Source organism: Flavobacterium tistrianum, from assembly GCF_003254545.1.
Taxonomy (GTDB): Bacteria; Bacteroidota; Bacteroidia; order Flavobacteriales; family Flavobacteriaceae; genus Flavobacterium; species Flavobacterium tistrianum.
This window is the reverse complement of the sequence record NZ_QJRH01000065.1, coordinates 119,143-139,868: the sequence shown is the minus strand read 5'-3', so window position 1 is coordinate 139,868 and position 20,726 is coordinate 119,143. Positions and strand designations below refer to the sequence as shown.

Annotated in this window: 21 protein-coding genes and 2 tRNA genes; 12 read left to right on the top strand and 11 right to left on the bottom strand. The window is 32.9% G+C overall.

The window, feature by feature from the left end:
• The 7 genes from DMB71_RS07650 to DMB71_RS07620 all read left to right on the top strand — a co-directional run bounded on the left by DMB71_RS07650 (position 1) and on the right by DMB71_RS07620 (position 5,626).
• The gene (locus tag DMB71_RS07650) at positions 1–561 is read left to right on the top strand and encodes a YceI family protein (protein WP_111365023.1); all 561 of its coding nucleotides are present in this window, start codon (positions 1–3) and stop codon (positions 559–561) included.
• Between the two features lie 301 nt (positions 562–862).
• Entirely contained in the window at positions 863–1,432 is a 570-nt protein-coding gene (locus tag DMB71_RS07645; RefSeq protein ID WP_239452944.1) for a YceI family protein, read from the top strand.
• Between the two features lie 5 nt (positions 1,433–1,437).
• Positions 1,438–2,889: a hypothetical protein gene (locus DMB71_RS07640; RefSeq protein ID WP_111365020.1), complete on the top strand. Its 1,452-nt coding sequence runs from the start codon at positions 1,438–1,440 to the stop codon at positions 2,887–2,889.
• 11 nt (positions 2,890–2,900) lie between these two features.
• Positions 2,901–3,452, top strand: coding sequence for a hypothetical protein (locus tag DMB71_RS07635; protein ID WP_111365019.1), 552 nt, complete (start codon positions 2,901–2,903; stop codon positions 3,450–3,452).
• 177 nt (positions 3,453–3,629) lie between these two features.
• Positions 3,630–3,995 carry a hypothetical protein gene (locus DMB71_RS07630; protein WP_111365132.1) on the top strand — a complete coding sequence of 122 codons (366 nt, stop codon included), beginning with the start codon at positions 3,630–3,632 and terminating at the stop codon, positions 3,993–3,995.
• A gap of 114 nt (positions 3,996–4,109) precedes the next feature.
• A complete protein-coding gene (locus tag DMB71_RS07625; RefSeq protein WP_111365017.1) occupies positions 4,110–4,751 on the top strand; it encodes an O-methyltransferase in 642 nt (213 codons plus the stop codon).
• Positions 4,752–4,906: 155 nt separating this feature from the next.
• A complete protein-coding gene (locus tag DMB71_RS07620; protein WP_111365015.1) occupies positions 4,907–5,626 on the top strand; it encodes a phytanoyl-CoA dioxygenase family protein in 720 nt (239 codons plus the stop codon).
• A 276-nt stretch (positions 5,627–5,902) separates the two neighbouring features.
• On the opposite strand, the gene DMB71_RS07615 is transcribed toward DMB71_RS07620, so the two are convergent.
• The 7 genes from DMB71_RS07615 to DMB71_RS07585 all read right to left on the bottom strand — a co-directional run bounded on the left by DMB71_RS07615 (position 5,903) and on the right by DMB71_RS07585 (position 12,004).
• Positions 5,903–6,466 carry a phosphatase PAP2 family protein gene (locus tag DMB71_RS07615; protein ID WP_091492530.1) on the bottom strand — a complete coding sequence of 188 codons (564 nt, stop codon included), beginning with the start codon at positions 6,464–6,466 and terminating at the stop codon, positions 5,903–5,905.
• Positions 6,466–6,813, bottom strand: a complete 348-nt coding sequence (locus DMB71_RS07610; RefSeq protein ID WP_111365013.1) for a Sec-independent protein translocase subunit TatA/TatB — start codon at positions 6,811–6,813, stop codon at positions 6,466–6,468. Before DMB71_RS07610 ends, DMB71_RS07615 begins: the two co-directional genes overlap by 1 nt.
• Before the next feature lie 153 nt (positions 6,814–6,966).
• Positions 6,967–9,210, bottom strand: a complete 2,244-nt coding sequence (locus DMB71_RS07605; protein WP_111365011.1) for a M1 family metallopeptidase — start codon at positions 9,208–9,210, stop codon at positions 6,967–6,969.
• A 66-nt stretch (positions 9,211–9,276) separates the two neighbouring features.
• Positions 9,277–9,783: a DUF6702 family protein gene (locus DMB71_RS07600; RefSeq protein ID WP_111365010.1), complete on the bottom strand. Its 507-nt coding sequence runs from the start codon at positions 9,781–9,783 to the stop codon at positions 9,277–9,279.
• The gene (locus DMB71_RS07595; RefSeq protein WP_111365008.1) at positions 9,780–10,535 is read right to left on the bottom strand and encodes a hypothetical protein; all 756 of its coding nucleotides are present in this window, start codon (positions 10,533–10,535) and stop codon (positions 9,780–9,782) included. Before DMB71_RS07595 ends, DMB71_RS07600 begins: the two co-directional genes overlap by 4 nt.
• On the bottom strand, positions 10,525–11,250 hold the full coding sequence (locus DMB71_RS07590) for a carboxypeptidase-like regulatory domain-containing protein (RefSeq protein WP_111365131.1): 726 nt from the start codon (positions 11,248–11,250) through the stop codon (positions 10,525–10,527). The genes DMB71_RS07595 and DMB71_RS07590 overlap by 11 nt, the downstream gene beginning before the upstream one ends.
• Entirely contained in the window at positions 11,237–12,004 is a 768-nt protein-coding gene (locus tag DMB71_RS07585) for a carboxypeptidase-like regulatory domain-containing protein (protein ID WP_111365007.1), read from the bottom strand. The genes DMB71_RS07590 and DMB71_RS07585 overlap by 14 nt, the downstream gene beginning before the upstream one ends.
• 166 nt (positions 12,005–12,170) lie before the next feature.
• Here DMB71_RS07585 and pepE point away from each other — a divergent pair, with 166 nt between their 5' ends.
• Entirely contained in the window at positions 12,171–12,878 is a 708-nt protein-coding gene (gene pepE / locus DMB71_RS07580; protein ID WP_111365005.1) for a dipeptidase PepE, read from the top strand.
• Positions 12,879–13,020: 142 nt separating this feature from the next.
• Here the strand turns inward: pepE and DMB71_RS07575 are convergent.
• Positions 13,021–13,093: transfer RNA gene (locus tag DMB71_RS07575), tRNA-Gly, on the bottom strand.
• Positions 13,094–13,189: 96 nt separating this feature from the next.
• A tRNA-Gly gene (locus DMB71_RS07570) sits at positions 13,190–13,262 on the bottom strand.
• Between the two features lie 211 nt (positions 13,263–13,473).
• Between DMB71_RS07570 and DMB71_RS22165 the strand changes: the two genes are divergently transcribed.
• On the top strand, positions 13,474–13,836 hold the full coding sequence (locus DMB71_RS22165) for a GNAT family N-acetyltransferase (protein ID WP_317048396.1): 363 nt from the start codon (positions 13,474–13,476) through the stop codon (positions 13,834–13,836).
• Between the two features lies 1 nt (position 13,837).
• The gene (locus tag DMB71_RS07560) at positions 13,838–15,421 is read left to right on the top strand and encodes a L,D-transpeptidase family protein (protein WP_111365003.1); all 1,584 of its coding nucleotides are present in this window, start codon (positions 13,838–13,840) and stop codon (positions 15,419–15,421) included.
• Here DMB71_RS07560 and DMB71_RS07555 read toward each other — a convergent pair.
• Positions 15,410–16,135 carry a murein L,D-transpeptidase catalytic domain family protein gene (locus DMB71_RS07555; protein ID WP_111365001.1) on the bottom strand — a complete coding sequence of 242 codons (726 nt, stop codon included), beginning with the start codon at positions 16,133–16,135 and terminating at the stop codon, positions 15,410–15,412. The genes DMB71_RS07560 and DMB71_RS07555 overlap by 12 nt on opposite strands.
• A 512-nt stretch (positions 16,136–16,647) precedes the next feature.
• Between DMB71_RS07555 and gpmI the strand changes: the two genes are divergently transcribed.
• Complete coding sequence (gene gpmI, locus DMB71_RS07550) at positions 16,648–18,165, top strand: 2,3-bisphosphoglycerate-independent phosphoglycerate mutase (protein ID WP_111364999.1); 1,518 nt, start codon at positions 16,648–16,650, stop codon at positions 18,163–18,165.
• A 226-nt stretch (positions 18,166–18,391) separates the two neighbouring features.
• On the opposite strand, the gene DMB71_RS07545 is transcribed toward gpmI, so the two are convergent.
• The gene (locus tag DMB71_RS07545) at positions 18,392–19,645 is read right to left on the bottom strand and encodes a DUF445 domain-containing protein (protein ID WP_111365129.1); all 1,254 of its coding nucleotides are present in this window, start codon (positions 19,643–19,645) and stop codon (positions 18,392–18,394) included.
• A gap of 220 nt (positions 19,646–19,865) precedes the next feature.
• On the opposite strand from DMB71_RS07545, the gene map reads away from it, so the two are divergent.
• Positions 19,866–20,684, top strand: coding sequence for a type I methionyl aminopeptidase (gene map, locus DMB71_RS07540; RefSeq protein WP_057117239.1), 819 nt, complete (start codon positions 19,866–19,868; stop codon positions 20,682–20,684).
• Positions 20,685–20,726 lie beyond the last annotated feature (42 nt).

Sequence of the window (20,726 nt, the reverse complement as noted above, 5' to 3'; positions counted from 1 at the left end):
ATGAAAACAATTAAATCAATCCTATCAACCGTAATCTTCACTTTTATTTCTTTACAAACAAGTGCGCAAAGAACTTATAATGTAAATCCAAATTCAACTTTTGAAGTAGCAGGAACTTCTACCGTACACGATTGGGTCATGAAATCTACAGAAGGAATAGGAACTGCCAGTCTAATGGTTAAAGACTCTAAACTAACTGGAATAAATAGTTTGACTGTTTCCTTATTGGCCGAAAGTCTAAAAAGCTATAAAGCAAGTATGGACAAAGTAGCTTATGAAGCCATGGACACCGAAACTCACAAATACATTGAGTATGTTTTAAAATCTGCAGAAAAGATAGATGAAACAACTTGGAACTTAACAGGGGTTTATACTATTGCTGGCGTGAGCAAAGAATACAAAACTCAGGTAAAGGTAACTAGCAGCAAAGGAAGTTTCATTTTGCAAGGTTCTAATCAAATTACTTTTGGCGATTTTGAAATGACACCTCCTAAAGCGGCTTTGGGTGTTGTAAAAGCAGGTAAAGATCTAACTGTAATCTTCAATATTATTTTGAGCTAAAATCTTATTGGAAATGTTAAAGAATACTTCTTTTTAACTTTTTAGTAATTCAAACTAAATGTTAAAAAATATCAATTTGATAAAATCAAACCTTCCTTTTTGCTTTAGTTATCGATTCTCTAAAAAATGAAAACGTTGTAGTTATTAAATACCTATTTAATAAAATTTTAACAATGATTTTTATCATGTACAAAGCTGATTTATAAAAGGATCTTTGATTCAAGTTAAAACAACATTCTTAGTACTAAATAGAAACTGGCCGACGATTAACTTATTTTTTTACAATTTAAACATGACAAAAATGAAAACAAATACATTAAAACTTTTCACCATTGTAACCGCATTTTTAGGAATCAGCACTTTAGCAACAGCACAAAAATCATATGCTTTAGATAGCAAATCAACTTTTTCTGTTGCGGGCACTTCTACGCTTCACGACTGGGAAATGAAGTCGGCTTCTGGAACTGGAACGGCATCATTGAACATTGCCAACGGAAAGCTAACCGATATTGAAGCTTTGACAGTAACTCTTTTAGCTGAAAGCGTAAAAAGCGAGAAAAAAAGCATGGACAAAGTAGCTTACGAAACTTTAAAAACAGATAAAAACAAACAAATTAAATATGTTCTTAAATCTGCTGAAAAAGTAAATGAAACTACTTGGGAACTTACAGGAACTTACACCATTGCTGGAGTTAGCAAAGTTTACAAAACTTCTGTAAAAACAACTGTTACAAAAGACGGATTGAACCTTCAGGGAACTAACAAAATCACTTTTACAGATTTTGGAATGAAGTCTCCAACAGCAATGCTTGGAACAATAAAAACAGGTCAAGACCTAACTATAAAATTCAATTTAAACTTTAATTTATAAACGCCATGAAGAAAATTTCTATTCTATTCGTCACATTAATCAGCACATTTGCTGTTCAGGCACAGGTCAGTTTTGGAAACATGCAAAATCAAATCTCTAGAGGAAAAGATGGTATCAACGTTTTCGACGTACAAAAAGACAATCGAGAATTTAAAGGTCTTAGCATTGATCTTGGTGGTGCTTTCAACATGGATTTTCAAGCAACAAATTCATTCAACGACCAACCAAATAACATTACGACTACAACCACAACAGCTACTGGAACAACCACTAGATCAATTACGGGATATCGTTTAATGAATACTGAAAACAATTTTACTCTTCCTGCAGCTGATATGTATATTGGTGCTCAATTGTTTGACGGAGTAAGAGTGAATTTAGATGTTTATTTAGCATCAAGACACCACAATGATTCTTATGTAAAAGGTGGATACTTGCAAATTGACAAGTTAGACTTCATCAAAAAAGACTTCTTGGCTGATTTCATGAAATATGCTACAATTAAAATTGGACAAATGGAGAACAATTTTGGTGATGCTCACTTCAGAGGTTCTGATAATGGTAATACAATCAGAAATGCATTTGTTGGAAATAACATTATGTATTCTTTCACTACAGAAATGGGTATGGAGGTTTACTATAACAGAAATGGATTGGTAAGTATGTTAGGTGTTACAAACGGTAATTTAAATCAAAGTAACGAAGAGGTTTTTTACCCTGCTGGACCAAACGCTAACACAACGCATAGCCCTTCAATCTTAGCTAAATTGGGTTATGACAAACAGCTTAATGAAGATTTAAGAGTGAGATTAACTGGTTCTCTTTATCATAATGCAAATCTTGGTAACGCAAACATATATGCTGCTAATAGATCTGGATTTGGGTATTGGGGTATATTGAATAATAATGCTTATAAAAATACGATTACTAAAACGGATGCAAATGGAACTGTCATTTCTACAACTACAACTGATGTACCTACTAGTTTCAATAAAACATCTACTCCAGAGGCTACGTTTAACCCTAATTTCAAAAATTGGGCTACTACCTACATGATTAACCCATTTGTAAAATATAAAGGACTTGAATTCTTCGGAACAATCGAATTAGCTTCAGGAGGAGATAAAGTTGGTACTGATGACAAACGTACCGCTAATCAATATGCTTCAGAGCTTATTTACAGATTTGGAAAAACAGAACAATTCTATATCGGAGGAAAATACAATACCGTATCTGGAAAATTATCTAATGCTGATGCTAAAAAGGTTACTGTAGATAAGTTTGAAGCAAGCGCTGGCTGGTTTATGACTAAAAACATTTTAGCTAAATTAAACTACGTTAATCAAAAATATAAAGATTATTCACAATTTACAGGAGATCCTGCTACTGGAAATCTTAACAACTTTTATGGTGGTAAATTTGAAGGTTTAGTATTCGAAGCAACAATTGCATTCTAATATAAAAAAAAATGAAAACAAGATTTTCAATCTTAATTATGGGTTTAGTAGTTTTCTTTTTCTTAGGAAGTGCTAAACCCACTTTTTATGCAGAGGATACAGCTGTGGTAATAAATAAAATAAAGATAGAAATCACTGGCTTATCAACTGTTGGCAAATACAATTGCTCAAATACGTTTACTATTAAGGATACTGTTTACGTAAACTCAGTTAAAAAAAACACTTTTAATACCGACATTAAAATGTCAAACTTTGATTGTGGAAATAAAATAATGACGAAAGATTTACAAGGAACCGTAAAAGTGAAAAAATTCCCCAACAGTACAGTTTCTATAAGCGATATTAAGCCTTGTGGAAAAAATTACAAATGCAGGCTAAACTTTTTTATAACAGACAAAACACTCAAATACAAAGATTTTATACTATATAACACCGACGATAAAATTCAAGGAACACTTAGTTTAAAGTTCTCAGATATTGAATTGGAACCGCCAGTAAAAATGGCTGGGCTCATTAAAGTAAAAGATGACATTGTTATTAATTTCAGTTTATACAAAAACTAATTTTTTTCTTCTAAAAAAAATAGTGTCACATCATAATTTAAAAATTTTGGCACGAGAATTGTCTAGCTCTTAAAAGAAAAATAATCTTACAAAGAGCTCAATCATTTTAAAATTTGTAATTTTATTTTTCAGCCATTTAACCTTTAAGTTTTATCAACCTAAAAAAAAATGAAAATTATGAAAAAACAGATTTTAAGTTTAGCTGTAATTGCTTTATTAGCATTCGCTGTTCAATCATGCGAGAAAAAAGAAAACAAAACTGCTGAAGACGAGTTAACACTTGGAAACAAAGTAGATTCTCTTACATCTGATATTGAAGAGGTAAAAGACAGTGCTGTAAGCAAAGCCGAAACTACAGCTACAAAAGCTAAAGATGCTACAGAAAAAGCGGCAAATGATGTAAAAGACGCTACTAAAAAAGCAGCTGAAGATGTAAAAGATGCTACTAAAAAAGGAGCTGAAAAAGTAGAAAATGCTGCAAAAGCTGCAAAAGACGGAACCGTGAAAACAGCTAAAGAGGTAAACGAAGCTTTGAAAAAATAAATTTCATCCTAACGCAAACAGAAACCATCCGCCGTTCGCGGATGGTTTTTTTTTATGCCCAATCGCAACCAGATAATTTTGTATTTTTGTCTTCAAATTACAAGATACTACAACATGCATTTTATATCTCAAGAATTAGAAGATTACATCGAACAGCATTCTGAAAACGAACCAGAATTATTGGCGAAACTTAATAAAGAAACTTACCAGAAAATACTTTTACCGAGAATGCTAAGTGGTCACTTTCAAGGCCGTGTTTTAAGCATGCTTTCAAAACTGATTCGTCCAGTTAATATTCTTGAAATTGGAACATATACTGGCTACGCTGCTTTGTGTTTGTGCGAAGGAATGCAAGAGAATGGACAACTTCATACAATTGACATCAAAGAAGAATTAGTTGATTTTCAGAGAAAATATTTTGATGCATCGCCTTGGGGAAAACAAATTTTTCAGCATTTAGGCGAAGCAGTAAACATTATTCCAGATTTAGACCTGAAATTTGATTTGGTTTTTATCGATGCCGATAAAGAAAATTACTTGAATTACTGGCAAATGATTGTTCCAAAAATGAATAAAGGCGGCATTATTTTATCAGATAATGTTTTATGGAGCGGAAAAATTCTAGAACCGGTTCATCCAAATGATGCAAGTACAAAAGTACTTTTAGAATATAATCAGCTTTTAAAAGACGATCCTAGAGTAGAAACGGTTTTATTGCCAATTCGCGATGGATTGACTGTGAGTAGGGTTTTATAAAAACAGAAAATGACTTGCTCCAGCTTTAGCTGGAGGAACAAAATTAAGATACCAAGGCTTTAGCCAAATTAAATACTCTCTAATTGGTTAAAGCCTTTTCCTTTCAATATTATTTTACCATCAGCTAAAGCTGGAGGCAATTCAATTTTTTTAAGATGAATTACAGAACTGAAATTAACTCTGAAGGCTTTTCAATTATAAATAATGTTTTCACAGAAAATGAAATTAAAAATCTAATCGCATTGATTGAAAACAAAACTAAGAATGCTTCAGATAATACAACTTTCAGAAAATCACAAGATTTATTTGCCATCAGACAATTTCACAAAGAAATACCTGAGACTTTAGATTTTATTTTTAATGAAAATTTAAAAGAAATTATCGAAACAAATTTTGGAAAGGGATATTTCATAACCAAATCGATTTATTTTGATAAACCCGAAAAATCAAATTGGTTTGTAGCTTATCATCAAGATTTAACAATTTCTGTAAATCAAAAAATTGAAGCTGAAAATTTTGGAAACTGGACTGTAAAACAAAATCAATTTGCAGTTCAGCCACCTACAGAAATATTAGAAAATAATTTCACAATAAGAATTCATATCGACAAAACCACCAAAGACAATGGCGCTTTAAAAGTGATCAATAATTCACATTCAAAAGGAATTTTACGAATTGAAAATCTTGATTTCGAAAAAGAAAAAGAAACGATTTGTGAAGTCGAAAAAGGCGGTATTATGATTATGAAACCGCTCCTTTTTCATGCTTCGAACAAAACCACAAATAACGAACGAAGAAGAGTTATTCATATTGAATTCAGCAAACAACAGCTTCCAAATGGTTTGGAATGGAGTGAAAAAACAATCCTGAATTAGTTTTTTTTTAAAAGATGCTAAGATCCTAAGATGCTAAGTTTCTTAAACGGAACAAATATATTATTGTGTTGCCTCCGGCTTTAGCTGGAGGAATCTCATCTAGAATCCAAGGCTTTAGCCAAATACTCGGAGGTGTTTTGGCTAAAGCCTATTTATTTGCTCATAAAAAAACCTCCAGCTAAAGCTGGAGGCAATTCAATTATATGTTTTTCAAAATCCTAAAGAAAAACCTTAGAACCTCAGTTCCTTAGCAACTTAGAACCTTTCTAAAAAAATCTATCCCGGAAAATACTGTGGTTTTAGTTTTCTATAAACTAAATAAAGTAAAAATCCGAAAAGAGCTCCGAAGAAATAACCTGTAAGGATATCACCAGGAAAATGTAATCCTAAATAAATTCGGCTGTAAGCAAAGATTAAAGGCCAAAGAAATATGAATCCGAAATATTTGAAATAGCGCTTTAAAATCAAAAATAAGAAAGTCGCCACCGCCATAGTATTAGCCGCATGTCCAGAGAAAAAGCTATATGATTTTCTAACCTGAACAACTCTAATAATTGAATTTATTTCTGGATCATTACATGGTCGCAAACGCTGAAAAGTATGTTTGAATAAGTTACAGGTTTGATCTGTAAAGGCAATCAGAACTGCAATAAAAAGCAATAAATATAGGGTTTGTTTTCCTCCAATTTTTTTATAAATAAGATAGAATAGAAATAAGAAAAATGGCGTCCAATACAATTGATTGGTAATAATAAGCCATAATTTATCGTATGTTTCAGAGCCTAATCCATTAAGAAAGATTAAAAGATCTTTATCTAATTCCTGTATTTTTTCAAGCATTACATTTGGCGTTTAATAGGTCCAGAAAGAGTGTCAATATCTTCTTTTACTTTTTCGATTTCAGTTGCAGTATCTCCTAAAAGATTTCCTGAATCTCCAAGTAAATTCGATTTTGCATTATTAATTTCTGCATTGATATTTCCAGTAATATCATTCAGAGATTTTGCATCAAGACCATTAGCCTCTGCTCCTTTCTGAATTTCGCTTTTAATATCATTAGTCGCATTTTTTAATTGAGCCATAGCTTTTCCCATTGTACGAGCGATTTCCGGCACTTTATCAGAACCAAAAAGCATTAGCACAATAAACAGAATAAAAACTAATTCTCCTCCTCCTATACCAAACATAACTTTTAATTTTGTAGTCGCAAAGATATTAAATTTTGCAGCTTAGAGTTTTAAAATTAACTTAAAAAGTCCTTGAAAATGCATTTAATTAAAATAAAAAAGCTCATCAAGCATTTATAAACCTGATGAGCTTTTTATATATTTTTAATTTATTTAGTCAAATTTTGACTTTGTTTCTACTTTTGGCCAAGAGTTATTAGTTACATCAATATCTGCCGTTAGCAATTGCGGGTCAATTTGAATACTCTTAATTGCTTTTGTAGTAGCGTAAACTTTTCTAGCCGTATCATTACTTTTTCTCCAAATTTGCGCTGGATATTTGTAATTGTCTTTAGAACCATCTTCGTAAGTAATCTCAACTAAAATAGGCATAATCATTCCGCCTGGTTTATTAAACTCTACTTCGTAGAAATACTTAGGAGATTTAATACTCGCTTTTTCCTCAGCTGTAAAAGTCTGATCTACATAATCTGCTAAAGGTTTAAAATCTTCTACTTTTAAAGCTTTTTTCTTAGAATCGCTTACTTCTGCGTTATCTCCTGCAACCAAGTAAACAAAAGGTCCTTTTTCGAATCCAAAACGCCCTTTTCTTACTTTAACATCTTTAATATCTGCAGTTGGAGTATCTGAAACGTAATATTGTTTTACATCTTTAATTCCGATATCAACAAAATCTGTTGAGTAGAACCAACCTCTCCAGAACCAATCTAAATCTACTGCAGAAGCATCTTCCATTGTTCTAAAGAAATCTTCTGGCGTTGGGTGCTTAAACTTCCATCTGTTTGCATAGGTTCTGAATGCATGATCAAATAATTCTCTTCCCATAACTACTTCTCTTAAAATATTAAGACCTGTAGCTGGTTTTCCGTAAGCATTATTTCCGAATTGGTGAATCGTTTCTGAGTTAGACATAATAGGCTCTAAAAACTTTTGATCACCGCTCATGTAAGGAACAATATTTTTTGCAGGTCCTCTTCTTGAAGGGAAATTTGAATCTAACTCCTGTTCAGCCAAATATTGTAAGAACGAATTCAAACCTTCATCCATCCAAGTCCATTGGCGTTCGTCAGAGTTTACAATCATAGGGAAGAAAGTGTGTCCAACTTCGTGGATAATAACACCAATCATTCCGTTTTTAACTTCTTTGCTGGTTACACCATTTTCGTCAGGACGACCATAATTCCAGCAAATCATTGGATATTCCATACCTTGATCTTCTGCAGAAACAGAAACTGCTTTTGGATAAGGATAATCAAAAGTATGAGAAGAATAGCTTTTTAAAGTATGAGCCACAACCATTGTAGAAGTTTCTCCCCAAAGCGGATTTGCTTCTTTTGGATAAACAGATTCTGCCATAACAGTTCTGTTTCCGATTTTCACAGCCATTGCATCGTAAATGAATTTTCTTGAAGAAGCAATTCCGAAATCACGAACATTTTTAGCGCTGAATTTCCAAGTTTTTTTCTTTTCAGAAAAACCTTTTTCAGCCGCTTCGGCTTCTGCTTGCGTTACAATTACAACTGGTTTGTCAAATGACTTTTGCGCTTGTTCGTATCTTTTCACCTGTTCAGCTGTAAATACTTCGGCTCTATTCATTAATTCTCCTGTCGCATCGATTACGTGATCTGCAGGCACTGTAATGTTTACATCAAAGTTTCCGAAAGGAAGAGCAAACTCTCCGCTTCCCCAGAATTGCATATTTTGCCATCCTTCAACATCATTGTAAACCGCCATTCTTGGGTAGAATTGCGCGATTACATATAATTTATTGCCGTCTTTCTCGAATAGTTCATATCCTGAACGACCGCCTTCTTTTCTGTAGTTGTTAATATTATACCACCATTTGATTGAGAATGAAATTTTCTCTCCAGGTTTTAAAGGCGAAGTCAAATTAATACGCATCATCGTTTCGTTGATCGTATAAGACATGGCACTTCCTTTAGCATCTTTAACTTGTTCAATATTAAAACCACGCTCTAAATCTTTTTTCAAATATTTAGAAGAAAAACCATCAAGTGGCAAAACCTGATTAATTTTATCACTTTCTGCTAATGAACTTTGTGTATTTGCTTTTGCCTGATTTTGATCTAATTGAACCCATAAATATTCCAGACTATCTGGCGAATTATTAGTATAGGTAATAGTTTCAGATCCGCTTAATTTTGAATTTTTATCATCCAGTTCAACATCGATTTTGTAATCTGCCTGCTGTTGGTAGTAAGCTGGTCCTGGAGCTCCAGAAGCTGTACGAAACATATTTGGTGTTGCCAACAAATCGTACATTTGGCTAAACTTGTTGGTGTCGTACTTTCCTTGTTGTTTGGCAGGAGCTGTTACTGGTTTATCCTGCGCCACTAACATTGCAGGAAAAAGCAATAATAATGAAAGTTTTTTCATAAAAATTTAATGGTAATTTCTTTAGGCTGTGAAAATAGTAATTAAAACATTAATTTTATCAATATCTTAATATTTTAACAATTCTTTCCTTGAAGATTCTGTAAAAAGCACACTTCTTTTTGTATCAAATGCTGAAATATGCGTAATGTTTTGCTGTTCTGAATTCCAATCAACCAAAATAGTGTTTGAAATTTCAAGGGTTTTGAATTTATCCACGTCTTTAATTCTGGAATAACAAACCAAAACATCATCAGTCTCAACTTCTTTAGATAAAAAAGTTATCGCTTTTGACTGCCCATTTACTTTAATTAAAAAATGTTCGGATAGATATTTTTTCAATAATTCAACATCTGCTGGAGTTTCTTTGCTTGTACCAACAAATGTCTTTTTATGATACTTTTTCTCCATTGCATTGTTCAAATCATCAATAAAAATGCGAGAAGTAATTTGCAACATCTTTTTTTCTGCAGCATAATTTACCTGAAAAACACCAACATAAAATTTATGAAAAGCAAATGCCGAAGTCAATACAAACAAAACTCCCAGCAAGGGATAAATTATTCTTTTTTTCATTTTTGAGCAGCCTCAGCCTTCTTAAATTCTTTATTCTTATTGATCATAAAATCCATTAACTGAAACTTCTGATCTGGATCTACCAATTCTTTAGAATGCGGATCGTTTGAGCAATACATCAGGAAAAGCTCTACTTCGTCAGCTTTAAGATTGAGTGTTTTAGAATAAAAATCTTTTGTAAAATTATCCTTCGCATATTCTACAAAAGCAATATCTGTAATTTCTTCTTCTTTTACTTCGTCTTTTTTGCTCAAAAGTTTTTTGACATCTTTAAAAATTCTAACAAAATCAGTTCCGTATTTTATAGTCTGATCAGAAAGCATTGCATTATTTTTTGCGGTAGACTGCTTGTCATCTTCAAACTGCATATCTACATATTTCTGAGAACCACCTTGCAGTGCTTTTACTTTTAATTCTTTATGAACCACAACTTCCTTAAGCTGATTATTAACCAAATCCAGCTTTATTTTTAAAAGAACCTCAGCACAATCTTTTTCAGTTAAAACTACTTTTTTTGATTGAAATGATAGACCTGAAAACAGTAAGGTATCTTTAGGTTGCGCCATTATATCAAATAAACCGCCAGCTCCAATAAATGTTCTGACATTAGCATTAATATTCATTACATAGCCACTTTCTATGGCTAAAAAATCATTGATAACCTGACCGTGTAATGGTTTCCTGAAACCGTTTTGCCCTAATACAAATTGACAAAATAAGCAGACAACGAGTACTCCTAATTTATTTTTCATTTTCGAGAATTGTTAGATATTTTCTTGCTAGATCTGTGATTAAAAACATACTCATTGTTTTGTTTTTAGTATTCAAAGATACAGCAAAATCGGCATCATCTACACAAAATAATTGAAATCCTTTTATATCATCTACAGGAATCTTTAATCGATTAGTATAATAATTCTCTTCAAAAAGATATTCCAGTTTTCTAAAAAGAGCTTCTTTTTTCTCCACATTCACTTCTTTTTTCAACATTGCAGTTCGTCCTGAAATTGCATTTAAAAGCTTATCTACCGATGTTGAAGTTGCCGTATACACCTTTCGCTCTGCAGGTGTATATTTTTTTTGTCCGTACGGAATAATTCCTAAATTTTCTGCAGTTATATTGGCATTTTCATTCACAACCACTTCTTTTAATTCCACCTCTTTAGCAGTCATTTTAATAACCAAAAGATTGGCAGTCATATCTTCTGAAGTGATTCTATGCTTAACAGGATCAAGGTTTACTGCAGAAAAAACCAAAACATCTCCTTCTCTGACTACAATTGAAAAATTACCTTCAGAATCTGAAACTGTTGCGACTTGAGTCGCATTATTTATAATATTTACTCCTTCAACAGAAGTAGACTGCTCCTGCACCTTTCCTGTCAACAGTTTTGCATCGCTTTTTTGTCCAAAAACAATCTGAACAAAAAGAAAAACAATAATCGATATAAGCCTACTTATTTTCACCAGCAATCATTTCTTTATACTTTACAGCTAATTCTCCAAGCAAAAACTCCGTAGAAGTTTTATTTTTAGAATTCAAAATCACGGTAAATTTCTCATTCTCTACCGCATAATACTCAAAACCTTTGACATAATCTGCCGGGATTTTTAATCTGTCAACAAAATGTTCCAGACTAAACATATTTTCCAAAAGTTTCATAAAAAACTCCTTCTTTTCTACTGCAACTTCTTTCTTAAGCATAGCAGTTCTTCCTGAGAAAAAATTCAGTAATGGATCAGCAGAAATAGATCCACCAGCCATTGTTCCTCCATTTGCAGTAGCATTTAGCGCAGTCGCCGTTTGCAATTTACGTTCTGCTGCAGTGTATTTTTTCTGCCCCATAGGAATTATCCCCAAACTTTCAGCATTAATATTATCATATCGCTTCACAACAACTTCTTGCAATTGATACATAATCATTGTAAGATTGACGGAAAAATTAAGATTTGAAAAATCTTCTTGTTTCAGCAAAACCCTTTTTTCTTTAAAACTTATTGAAGAAAAAACCAGAATATCATTTGCTTTCGCCGAAATAGAAAAAGATCCTGCCGCGTTTGTTGTTACGGTTTCTTCTGTTTGCGCATTGATTACATGAATCCCTTCTAAATCTGAAGTATTTGAAACCACTTTACCGTTAAAAACGGAGCGATCTTGGCTTTGTGACCAGCAAGCCTGTCCAGCCACAATAATTAAAAAACAAGTAATTTTCTGAAGCAAAATAAAATAATTTAAAAATATTCTTAAAACGGTAAAAATATCCTAAGTCGTTCCAAATTTAATATTAACGACTTGGTAAAAATATGTTAATTAAACCATTAAAAAACGCAATCAAAAACAGAGTTTTTTAATACCTTTAACAAACAAAAATTTGAGCTTAAACATCATGAAAAGCATTATCATCGCAAGCACTTCTACTTTACACGGAGGCAATTACTTAGAATATATTTTACCTACTTTAAAAACACATTTTAAAAACTGTAAAACAATCTTATTTATTCCTTATGCACGTCCAAGCGGTATTTCGCATGACGAGTACACAAAAAAAGCCGCAGAGGCTTTTAACACAATCAATATCAATGTAAAAGGAATTCATGAGTTTGAAAACCCGCAGGATGCAGTAAAAAACGCTGAAGGAATCTTTACAGGAGGAGGCAATACTTTTTTATTGGTTACCCAACTTTACAAAAACAACATTATGCAACTGCTTTCTGAAACTGTAAAAAATGGCACTCCTTATTTAGGATCAAGTGCAGGAAGCAATATTTGCGGCTTATCAATGCAAACCACTAATGACATGCCAATTATCTACCCTCCTAGCTTTCAGACTTTAGGATTAATTCCTTTTAACTTAAATCCGCATTATCTGGATGCCGATTTACAATCGAAACACATGGGAGAAACTCGCGAAACAAGAATTAAAGAATTTCATGCATTTAATTCGATTCCAGTTTTAGGTTTAAGAGAAGGAAGCTGGCTAGAAGTTAAAGGAGAAAAAATTACTTTGAAGGGTTCTTTATCTGCGAGATTGTTCAAACAAAATCAAGAAGCACAAGAATTAGCACCAGAAAGCGACTTAAGCGATTTAAAGTAAAATCCAATTTTTAAATTCCAAATTCCAAAATTTAAGTCAAAATAATGAATACAGAATTGGAATTTGGAATTTTAAAAATATTAGAATTTACGTCTAGTCTAAAAAACAAAAAAGCCTCAAACAATGTTTGAGGCTTTTGAAGAGCGAAAGACGAGGCTCGAACTCGCGACAACCAGCTTGGAAGGCTGGAGCTCTACCAACTGAGCTACTTTCGCATTAATCGGGTGCAAACTTAAAAAATTTAATTTTTAAAACAAAATAAAAATCAAAAAATTTATTTTCACATAAAGTAAAACGCGTTTACTTTTTAGAGCGAAAGACGAGGCTCGAACTCGCGACAACCAGCTTGGAAGGCTGGAGCTCTACCAACTGAGCTACTTTCGCATTGGTTGTGCAAATATAGAAAGAAAGTTCAGTTAAAAACAAGCTTTTGGGCAAAAAAAATCAATAAAAATCAACATTTTTTTATAACTTATTTAAAATTAAAAAGTTATAAAAACATTATTTTTTCAAAAAATCATGATTACAATCAGAGAAATTCCATCAAAAGAAACTTATGCCGTTCCTCAACCTGTTTTAAGAAAAGGAAAACCCCATAGAAAGTTGCGTATTTGAAGGAGACGATCTCGAATCTACGCATCATTTTGGTTTATTTGAAGGCAAAAATTTAACAGGAATTATTTCGTTATTTGAAAAAATCAATCCTATATTTGCCGCTCAAAATCAAGCACAGATTCGAGGGATGGCTGTTTTAGAAACACATCAAAAAAAAGGATTTGGAGAGGCTTTGGTAAGGCATTGCGAAACGTATTGCAATAATAACAAAGTCGACTTGATATGGTTTAATGCCAGAACTGCCGCTGTCGGCTTTTATCAAAAAATGAACTATCGGCCACTCGGTGATGCATTTGAGATTAAAGATGTCGGCGAACATTATTTGATGTTTAAAAAATTATAAAATGAGAATACTTTACTCTTTAGTAGTAATATGCCTTTTTCTGGGCTGTAAAAAAGAAAATCCAAAACCCGCATCTAATATCAAAAAAAAGGCACCAGCAATTATACTTACTGACGAGAGAACTGTCGAAATTGACACTGCATTAATAGGAACTTTTAAAAGCGAAACCTTAAAGCAATTTTACATTGCATCTGAGAACCAAACCGTATGGGGAAACCTTAAAAAGAGAGCTTTTGTTTTATCCCAATTAGAAAAATCAGAAGAATTAGGTTTAGAACCTGAAGATTACAAAATATCCCAACTTAAAAAATACGAAAGTAAAGTAACTTCACTTAGCGATAAAGATCTGGCTAAGTATGATATTTTAGTGACTTATAATTTTGAAAAATATCTAAATCATATTTATAAAGGAAAATTAGACCCTAAAAAATTGTACACCAATTGGGATTTGGAAGAAAAAGAATTTGATGTGAATTCTGTTTTAATTAAAGGTTTCAATAGAAATAAATTAGATAGCATTGTTGAAAATATTCAGCCTAAAACCGAAACTTACAAAGAATTACTAAAAGCACTGGAAATCATCAATACTTTTCCAGACGACAATGTAAATAATATTGAATCTGCTGATAAAATTGTTTTAAACGATACTAATCCTGTTTTAATAAACATTAAAAAAAGGCTTTTGTACTGGAACGACATGTCTGGAAAAGACAGCCTTACAAAGATTTATAATCACAAAACTTTTGAAGCAGTTAAAAGATTCCAAGAAAGGCACGGTTTAGCTTCGGACGGTATTATCGGAGCAGGAACTATTCGCGCTTTAAATTATTCTAAAGAAGATAGAAAAAAACAGATCATTGCCAATTTGGAACGATGGAGATGGTATCCGTCAGAATTAGCTGAAAATTATTTCATTATCAATATTCCTGATTACAGCTTAAATGTTGTCGAAAACAAAGACACAACTTTAGTTAGAAATATTGTAGTTGGAACCAGCAAAAGAAGAACGCCTATTATTACTTCGTTTTTGAAAACAGTTGTTTTTAATCCCACATGGACTGTTCCTCCAACAATCTTAAAAGAAGATGTGGTTCCTGCAATGAAAAGAAACCGAAATTATTTAGCCAATAAGAACATAACTATCTATGATACTGCTGGAAAGGTTGTTTCTCCGATGGCATGGAATGAAAACAAACCAAACAATTATCGTTATGTTCAAAGTCCTGGTTATGACAACTCATTAGGATTAATGAAAATCTTATTCCCAAATCATCACAGTGTTTATCTGCACGATACAAATCACCGAAATATTTTTGGGCGCAATAATCGTTCTATGAGTTCTGGATGCGTGCGTGTTGAAAACCCATTGGAACTGGCCCAACATATATTAGATGTTGATGGAAACTGGCCTCAAGACAGAATTGACACTATTATAGCTAGTAAAACAACAATGAGTTTCAAGATTACCAAAAAGTACGCTTTATACCAGTGGTATTGGACAGCATGGAGCAAAAAAAATCAGCTCATTTTCAGAGCTGATATTTATGATTTAGATTCGGATTTATATGCGCAATTAAGAAATTAACCTCTCTTCCATCGCAAAACTTCTTGAAGGATGGTAGATATATAAACACGATTTGTCTTTTATTAATTCGATAATCTCATTTGTTAATTCAACTGGAAGTGCTGGACAGCCTTGACTTCTGCCTAATCTTTTATGATCTCTGATGAAGGACTCAGACACGTAATCTGCACCATGCATTACAACGCCTCTTTCGCGAGCATTGTCATTTACGCCATTTTCTAAACCATCTAAACGCAAAGAAGCGCCATGTTTTCCTTGATAAATTTCACCAGTTGCATAAAAACCTAAACTGCTTTTAAATGATGAATTAAGATTTGAAAATGCTGAAGCAAATTCTTCACCAGTATTTCTTCCGTGAGCTACAAGCGAATTAAACAAAATTGTATTACTAGTTAAATCAATCACCCACAAACGTTTAGTGTTTGATGACAAACTGAAATCAATTAGTGTTAGGATATTTTTCTTGATCACTCCTCTTTCTTTCAACAAATAAAATCCTTTTAAAGCTTCTGAGAAAGTTTTAAGCTCAGGCATTTTAAAATTGTTCGAATTTAAAGAGTTATAAACGCTCTCGATTTTAGAATCAACTGTAACTTTTTCGACTTTAGCAATCGCTTTTACAGTGGCATTTTTTTTAAGATCGGCTGTGTTTTTTGAATCTTTTCCAAAAGACAATAGCAAAAACACAAATAACGGATAAATTTTGTAAATCATTGAATTTCTTTAGGTTAAACAAAAATTTGGGTATCGCAAAAATATAAAAAAATCATACCGTGCAAAATACAAGCCTGATTTTCAGGTATTTTTTGTTTAAATTTTAACACTAAACCGCCTTTCTGTAAGATTTTATCTTATAGTGAAAAACAAAACATTTTATCTCGTTTCTTAAAAAAAGTAAAACAAAATGGAAATCTTAAATTCAAAACATACAACTCTGCTAGTTTTGAATGAGTTATTAATAATGATTTCGAGCACAATGCGTCATGACTATTAAATAATGTCGCCTAAAACACATCTTTTATGTTAGTGCAAAATACATTATTGACTATAATGCTATCAAAAATAAAGTCGGAAAAAGAGCTTCATGTGAATTAATTTTAAAAAATAAAGGCTTCTTCAATTAAATCAATATTTTTTTTTATAGTTCATTTTATTAAATATAAATGTAACATTGCTCAGGTTTCAAACTTTAGAAATGCCTTATATTTGTAGAAAACAAAAATGCAATGAACAGAAAAGTTATCCTTATGATTTTGGATGGTTGGGGAAAATCTCCTGACCCTAAAGTATCTGCAATAGACAATGCAAATGTTCCTTTTATAAACAGTCTTTATAAAAACTACCCAAGCGCACAGCTTAGAACTGACGGATTAAATGTTGGTCTTCCTGAAGGGCAAATGGGAAATAGCGAGGTTGGACACATGAATCTAGGTGCAGGAAGAATTGTATACCAAGATTTAGCCAAAATAAATTTAGCCGTAGAACACAAAACTTTAGCAAAAGAGCAAGTTTTAGTTGATGCTTTTAAGTACGCTAAAGACAATAATAAAAAAGTACACTTTTTAGGATTAGTTTCAGATGGTGGTGTTCACTCACATACTTCACACCTTCGAGGATTAATTGATGCTTCTCAAGAATATGGTTTAGATCAAGTTTATGTTCATGCTTTTACAGACGGACGTGATGTTGATCCAAAATCTGGAGCAAAATATATTCATGATTTAGAAGATTATATTAAAGATACTCCTGTAAAAATCGCTTCTATTGTTGGGCGTTACTACGCAATGGATCGTGATAAACGTTGGGAACGTGTAAAATTAGCTTATGATCTTCTTGTAAATGGCGTTGGAACTCCATCAACAAACGCCGTTGCAAGTGTTCTTTCAAGCTACGAAAAAGATGTTACTGACGAATTTATCGAACCTGTTGTTATTGTTGATGACAATGCAAAACCTCTTGCTACAATTGTTGAAGGCGATGTTGTAATTTTCTTTAATTTTAGAACAGACAGAGGACGCGAACTTACTGAAGCACTTTCGCAACAGGATTTCCACGAGCAAAACATGCATAAACTAAACCTATATTATGTAACATTGACAAACTACGATGAAACGTACCAAAACGTAAAAGTAGTTTACAATAAAGATAATATCACTGAAACTCTTGGTGAGGTTTTAGAAAAAGCTGGTAAAAAACAAATCAGAATTGCGGAGACTGAGAAATATCCGCACGTAACTTTCTTTTTCTCTGGAGGTAGAGAAACTCCTTTTGAAGGTGAAGAAAGAATCTTAAGAAACTCTCCAAAAGTAGCAACATACGATTTGAAACCAGAAATGAGCGCTTACGAATTGGCTGACGCTCTTGTTCCTGAATTGAACAAAGGCGAAGTTGATTTCGTTTGTTTAAATTTCGCTAACGGAGACATGGTTGGACATACTGGAATTATGGAAGCTGCAATTAAAGCTTGTGAAGCGGTTGACGCTTGCGCGAAAAAAGTAATCGACGCTGCTCTTGCTAACGATTACACTACAATCGTAATCGCCGATCACGGAAACTGTGAAACCATGATCAATCCTGATGGTTCTCCAAACACGGCTCACACAACAAACCCAGTTCCAATTATTTTAGTTGACAAACAACTAAAAAACATTCAAGATGGTGTTTTAGGTGACATTGCTCCTACTATTTTAGAGTTGATGGGAATTCAGCAGCCAAATGCTATGACTTGTCATTCACTTCTATAATTTTCACATATAAGTTATATAAGTTTATTAAATAGAACTTAAAAAAATCTCGCAAAGACGCTAAGTCGCAAAGAAATTTATAAACTTTGCTTCTCCGCGACTTTGCGAGAACTATTTTACACACACTCTAATTGTCATCCTGAGCGGAGTCGAAGGCTTATAAAACGTAATAACAGGGATTCGACTCCGCTCAGCCTGACAACCGTATCTTTTGAAATCTTTTTTATCAAACAATAAAATAATGATAAATCTGCTCCACTCCATAAATCACAAGTCCAATAACCCCACCAACCAAAGTTCCATTGATTCTTATGTATTGAAGATCTTTCCCGATTTCTAATTCTAATTTCTCTGAAACTTCTTTTCCATCCCAACTTTTTACGGTTGACGAAATCAAATCTCCAATTACTTTTTTATTGTTCAAAAGCATTGATAATAAATCATTCTTGATAAATCCGTTTATTTTGTCAATCATAATAGAATCTTCTTTAATTCCGTTTCCGAAAGTCTGAATCAAATCAGCAATGTTATTTTTTATCGAAGAATCATCACCACGACTTAAATCGTTTGTTATAGAAAGTTTAATTTCATCCCAAATTCCATTAATATAATCCTGTACTTCTTTTTTCCCAACAAAACCTAAAATCATATCATTGATTTTAACTCTCATTTCTTCAGAGTTTTTTATTTTTTCCAAGAAATTAAAAATGTATTCGTCAATCTTTAATCTAACAGCGCTTTCAGGTTTTTTCGCCTCGTTTAAGAAATCCTGCAAACCGTTAAACACGCCCTCAGTAATGCTTTTATCAGCAAGACCAAAGCTTAAAAATGGCGTTGAAGCTTTTACTTTCTGCCTAATTAAATCTTTATTATTGGTCAATTCACTGCTCATAACTTCCAAAAGATTTGTCAGCATCTGATTTTTTAGATTTCCTTTTTGCAAAGGTTCTAATGCCAACGCAACCCAATCGCCAAAATTTATTCCTTCAATTTTTTCCTTAAATTGAACCTGAATAAATCTTTTAACATCTTCATCTTTTATTGTTCTTAAAATTCCTGGAATAATATTTACCGCAACAACACTTGCTATTTTATTAGAATTCCCTTCTTGTGAAAGCCATTCTGACGCTTTGGTTGCAAAATTGAATTCATCCAGTTTAATTTCTAGTTTTTCACGATTCAAAAATTCCTCAGAAACAAAATTTCCGAGGTTCTCTCCTATTTCATTTTTCTTTGTGGGAATGATTGCCGTATGCCAAATCGGAATTCCCATAGGATGGCGAAAAAGTGCCACAACTGCAAACCAATCGGCTATTCCGCCAACCATTGCTGCCTCGCTAAAAGCCTGAAGTATCGGAATTTTGAAGTAAATGGCAATTATAAAAAGAAGCACTGCGAAACCCAAAAGAGACAAAGCTGTTGCTTTCATTTTCTTTAATGCCTTTACTTTAGCTATATCTTGATCAGTTGAAATTTCCATAATTATAAACATTTGCACTACTAATTTATGGCTTTTTTCTCAAAAAACTTAACTCTATTGATTGTTTTGATAGCCACGAATTCACGAATTTTCTTCAGAAATTAATTAATTGATCTGTGAAATATCTTTTTTAAAAATTTTGTTTTGAGATAATTCGTGAATTCGTGGCGAAAAATTTTAATTAAAAATTGTACTTTTGCCAACTGAAAATGGAAAAAATATGATTATCCAAAAAACTAGAGAGGAAATCGAATTAATGCGCGAAAGTGCTTTAATCGTATCAAAAACATTAGGAATGATTGCTTCTGAAATTAAAGAAGGAGTTACAACATTATATCTTGACAAATTAGCCGAAGAATTTATTCGTGATCACGGTGCAGTTCCAAGTTTCCTTGGATTGTATGATTTCCCGAATTCGCTTTGCATGAGTCCAAACGCTCAGGTTGTTCATGGTATCCCAAATAATGTTCCTCTTAAAAACGGTGATGTTATTTCGGTTGACTGCGGTGCTTTTAAAAATGGTTTTCACGGAGACCACGCATACAGTTTCGAAATTGGAGAAGTTGCACCAGAAGTTAAAAAGCTTTTACGTGTTACTAAAGAATCTCTTTACGTTGGAATTAGAGAATTTAAAGCAGGAAATCGTGTAGAAGATGTTGGAAACGCGATTCAAAAATACACTGAAGCGCACGGTTACGGCGTAGTTCGTGAATTGGTTGGACATGGTGTTGGGCAAAAAATGCACGAGGAGCCAGAAATGCCAAACTACGGAAAACGCGGACGTGGAAAGCTTTTTGTTGAAGGAATGGTTGTAGCAATCGAACCGATGATCAACATGGGAACTAGAAACATCAAACAACTGAAAGATGGCTGGACAATCTTAACTGCCGACGGAAAACCTAGTGCGCATTTTGAGCATGATGTAGCTTTAATTGATGGAAAACCTGAATTATTATCGACTTTCCAATACATCTATAAAGCTTTAGGAATCGAAAGCAACGAAGAGGATGAATTCAGACAAGTGCCTTTGGTATTGTAGTTATTCCACAGAGATTCACAAAGATATACGCCGAGATTCGCA

Excerpts from the sequence above, each read along its gene's own strand:
- DMB71_RS07605 (WP_111365011.1), bottom strand. The coding sequence starts at position 9,210 with ATGAAAAAACTTTCATTATTATTGCTTTTTCCTGCAATGTTAGTGGCG.
- DMB71_RS07595 (WP_111365008.1), bottom strand. The coding sequence starts at position 10,535 with ATGAAAAATAAATTAGGAGTACTCGTTGTCTGCTTATTTTGTCAATTT.
- DMB71_RS07625 (WP_111365017.1), top strand. The coding sequence starts at position 4,110 with ATGCATTTTATATCTCAAGAATTAGAAGATTACATCGAACAGCATTCT.
- DMB71_RS07615 (WP_091492530.1), bottom strand. The coding sequence starts at position 6,466 with ATGCTTGAAAAAATACAGGAATTAGATAAAGATCTTTTAATCTTTCTT.
- DMB71_RS07545 (WP_111365129.1), bottom strand. The coding sequence starts at position 19,645 with ATGGAAATTTCAACTGATCAAGATATAGCTAAAGTAAAGGCATTAAAG.
- DMB71_RS07610 (WP_111365013.1), bottom strand. The coding sequence starts at position 6,813 with ATGTTTGGTATAGGAGGAGGAGAATTAGTTTTTATTCTGTTTATTGTG.
- DMB71_RS07645 (WP_239452944.1), top strand. The coding sequence starts at position 863 with ATGAAAACAAATACATTAAAACTTTTCACCATTGTAACCGCATTTTTA.
- map (WP_057117239.1), top strand. The coding sequence starts at position 19,866 with ATGATTATCCAAAAAACTAGAGAGGAAATCGAATTAATGCGCGAAAGT.
- DMB71_RS07635 (WP_111365019.1), top strand. The coding sequence starts at position 2,901 with ATGAAAACAAGATTTTCAATCTTAATTATGGGTTTAGTAGTTTTCTTT.
- DMB71_RS07620 (WP_111365015.1), top strand. The coding sequence starts at position 4,907 with ATGAATTACAGAACTGAAATTAACTCTGAAGGCTTTTCAATTATAAAT.
- DMB71_RS07560 (WP_111365003.1), top strand. The coding sequence starts at position 13,838 with ATGAGAATACTTTACTCTTTAGTAGTAATATGCCTTTTTCTGGGCTGT.
- DMB71_RS07650 (WP_111365023.1), top strand. The coding sequence starts at position 1 with ATGAAAACAATTAAATCAATCCTATCAACCGTAATCTTCACTTTTATT.
- DMB71_RS07640 (WP_111365020.1), top strand. The coding sequence starts at position 1,438 with ATGAAGAAAATTTCTATTCTATTCGTCACATTAATCAGCACATTTGCT.
- DMB71_RS07555 (WP_111365001.1), bottom strand. The coding sequence starts at position 16,135 with ATGATTTACAAAATTTATCCGTTATTTGTGTTTTTGCTATTGTCTTTT.
- DMB71_RS07630 (WP_111365132.1), top strand. The coding sequence starts at position 3,630 with ATGAAAAAACAGATTTTAAGTTTAGCTGTAATTGCTTTATTAGCATTC.
- gpmI (WP_111364999.1), top strand. The coding sequence starts at position 16,648 with ATGAACAGAAAAGTTATCCTTATGATTTTGGATGGTTGGGGAAAATCT.
- DMB71_RS07600 (WP_111365010.1), bottom strand. The coding sequence starts at position 9,783 with ATGAAAAAAAGAATAATTTATCCCTTGCTGGGAGTTTTGTTTGTATTG.
- pepE (WP_111365005.1), top strand. The coding sequence starts at position 12,171 with ATGAAAAGCATTATCATCGCAAGCACTTCTACTTTACACGGAGGCAAT.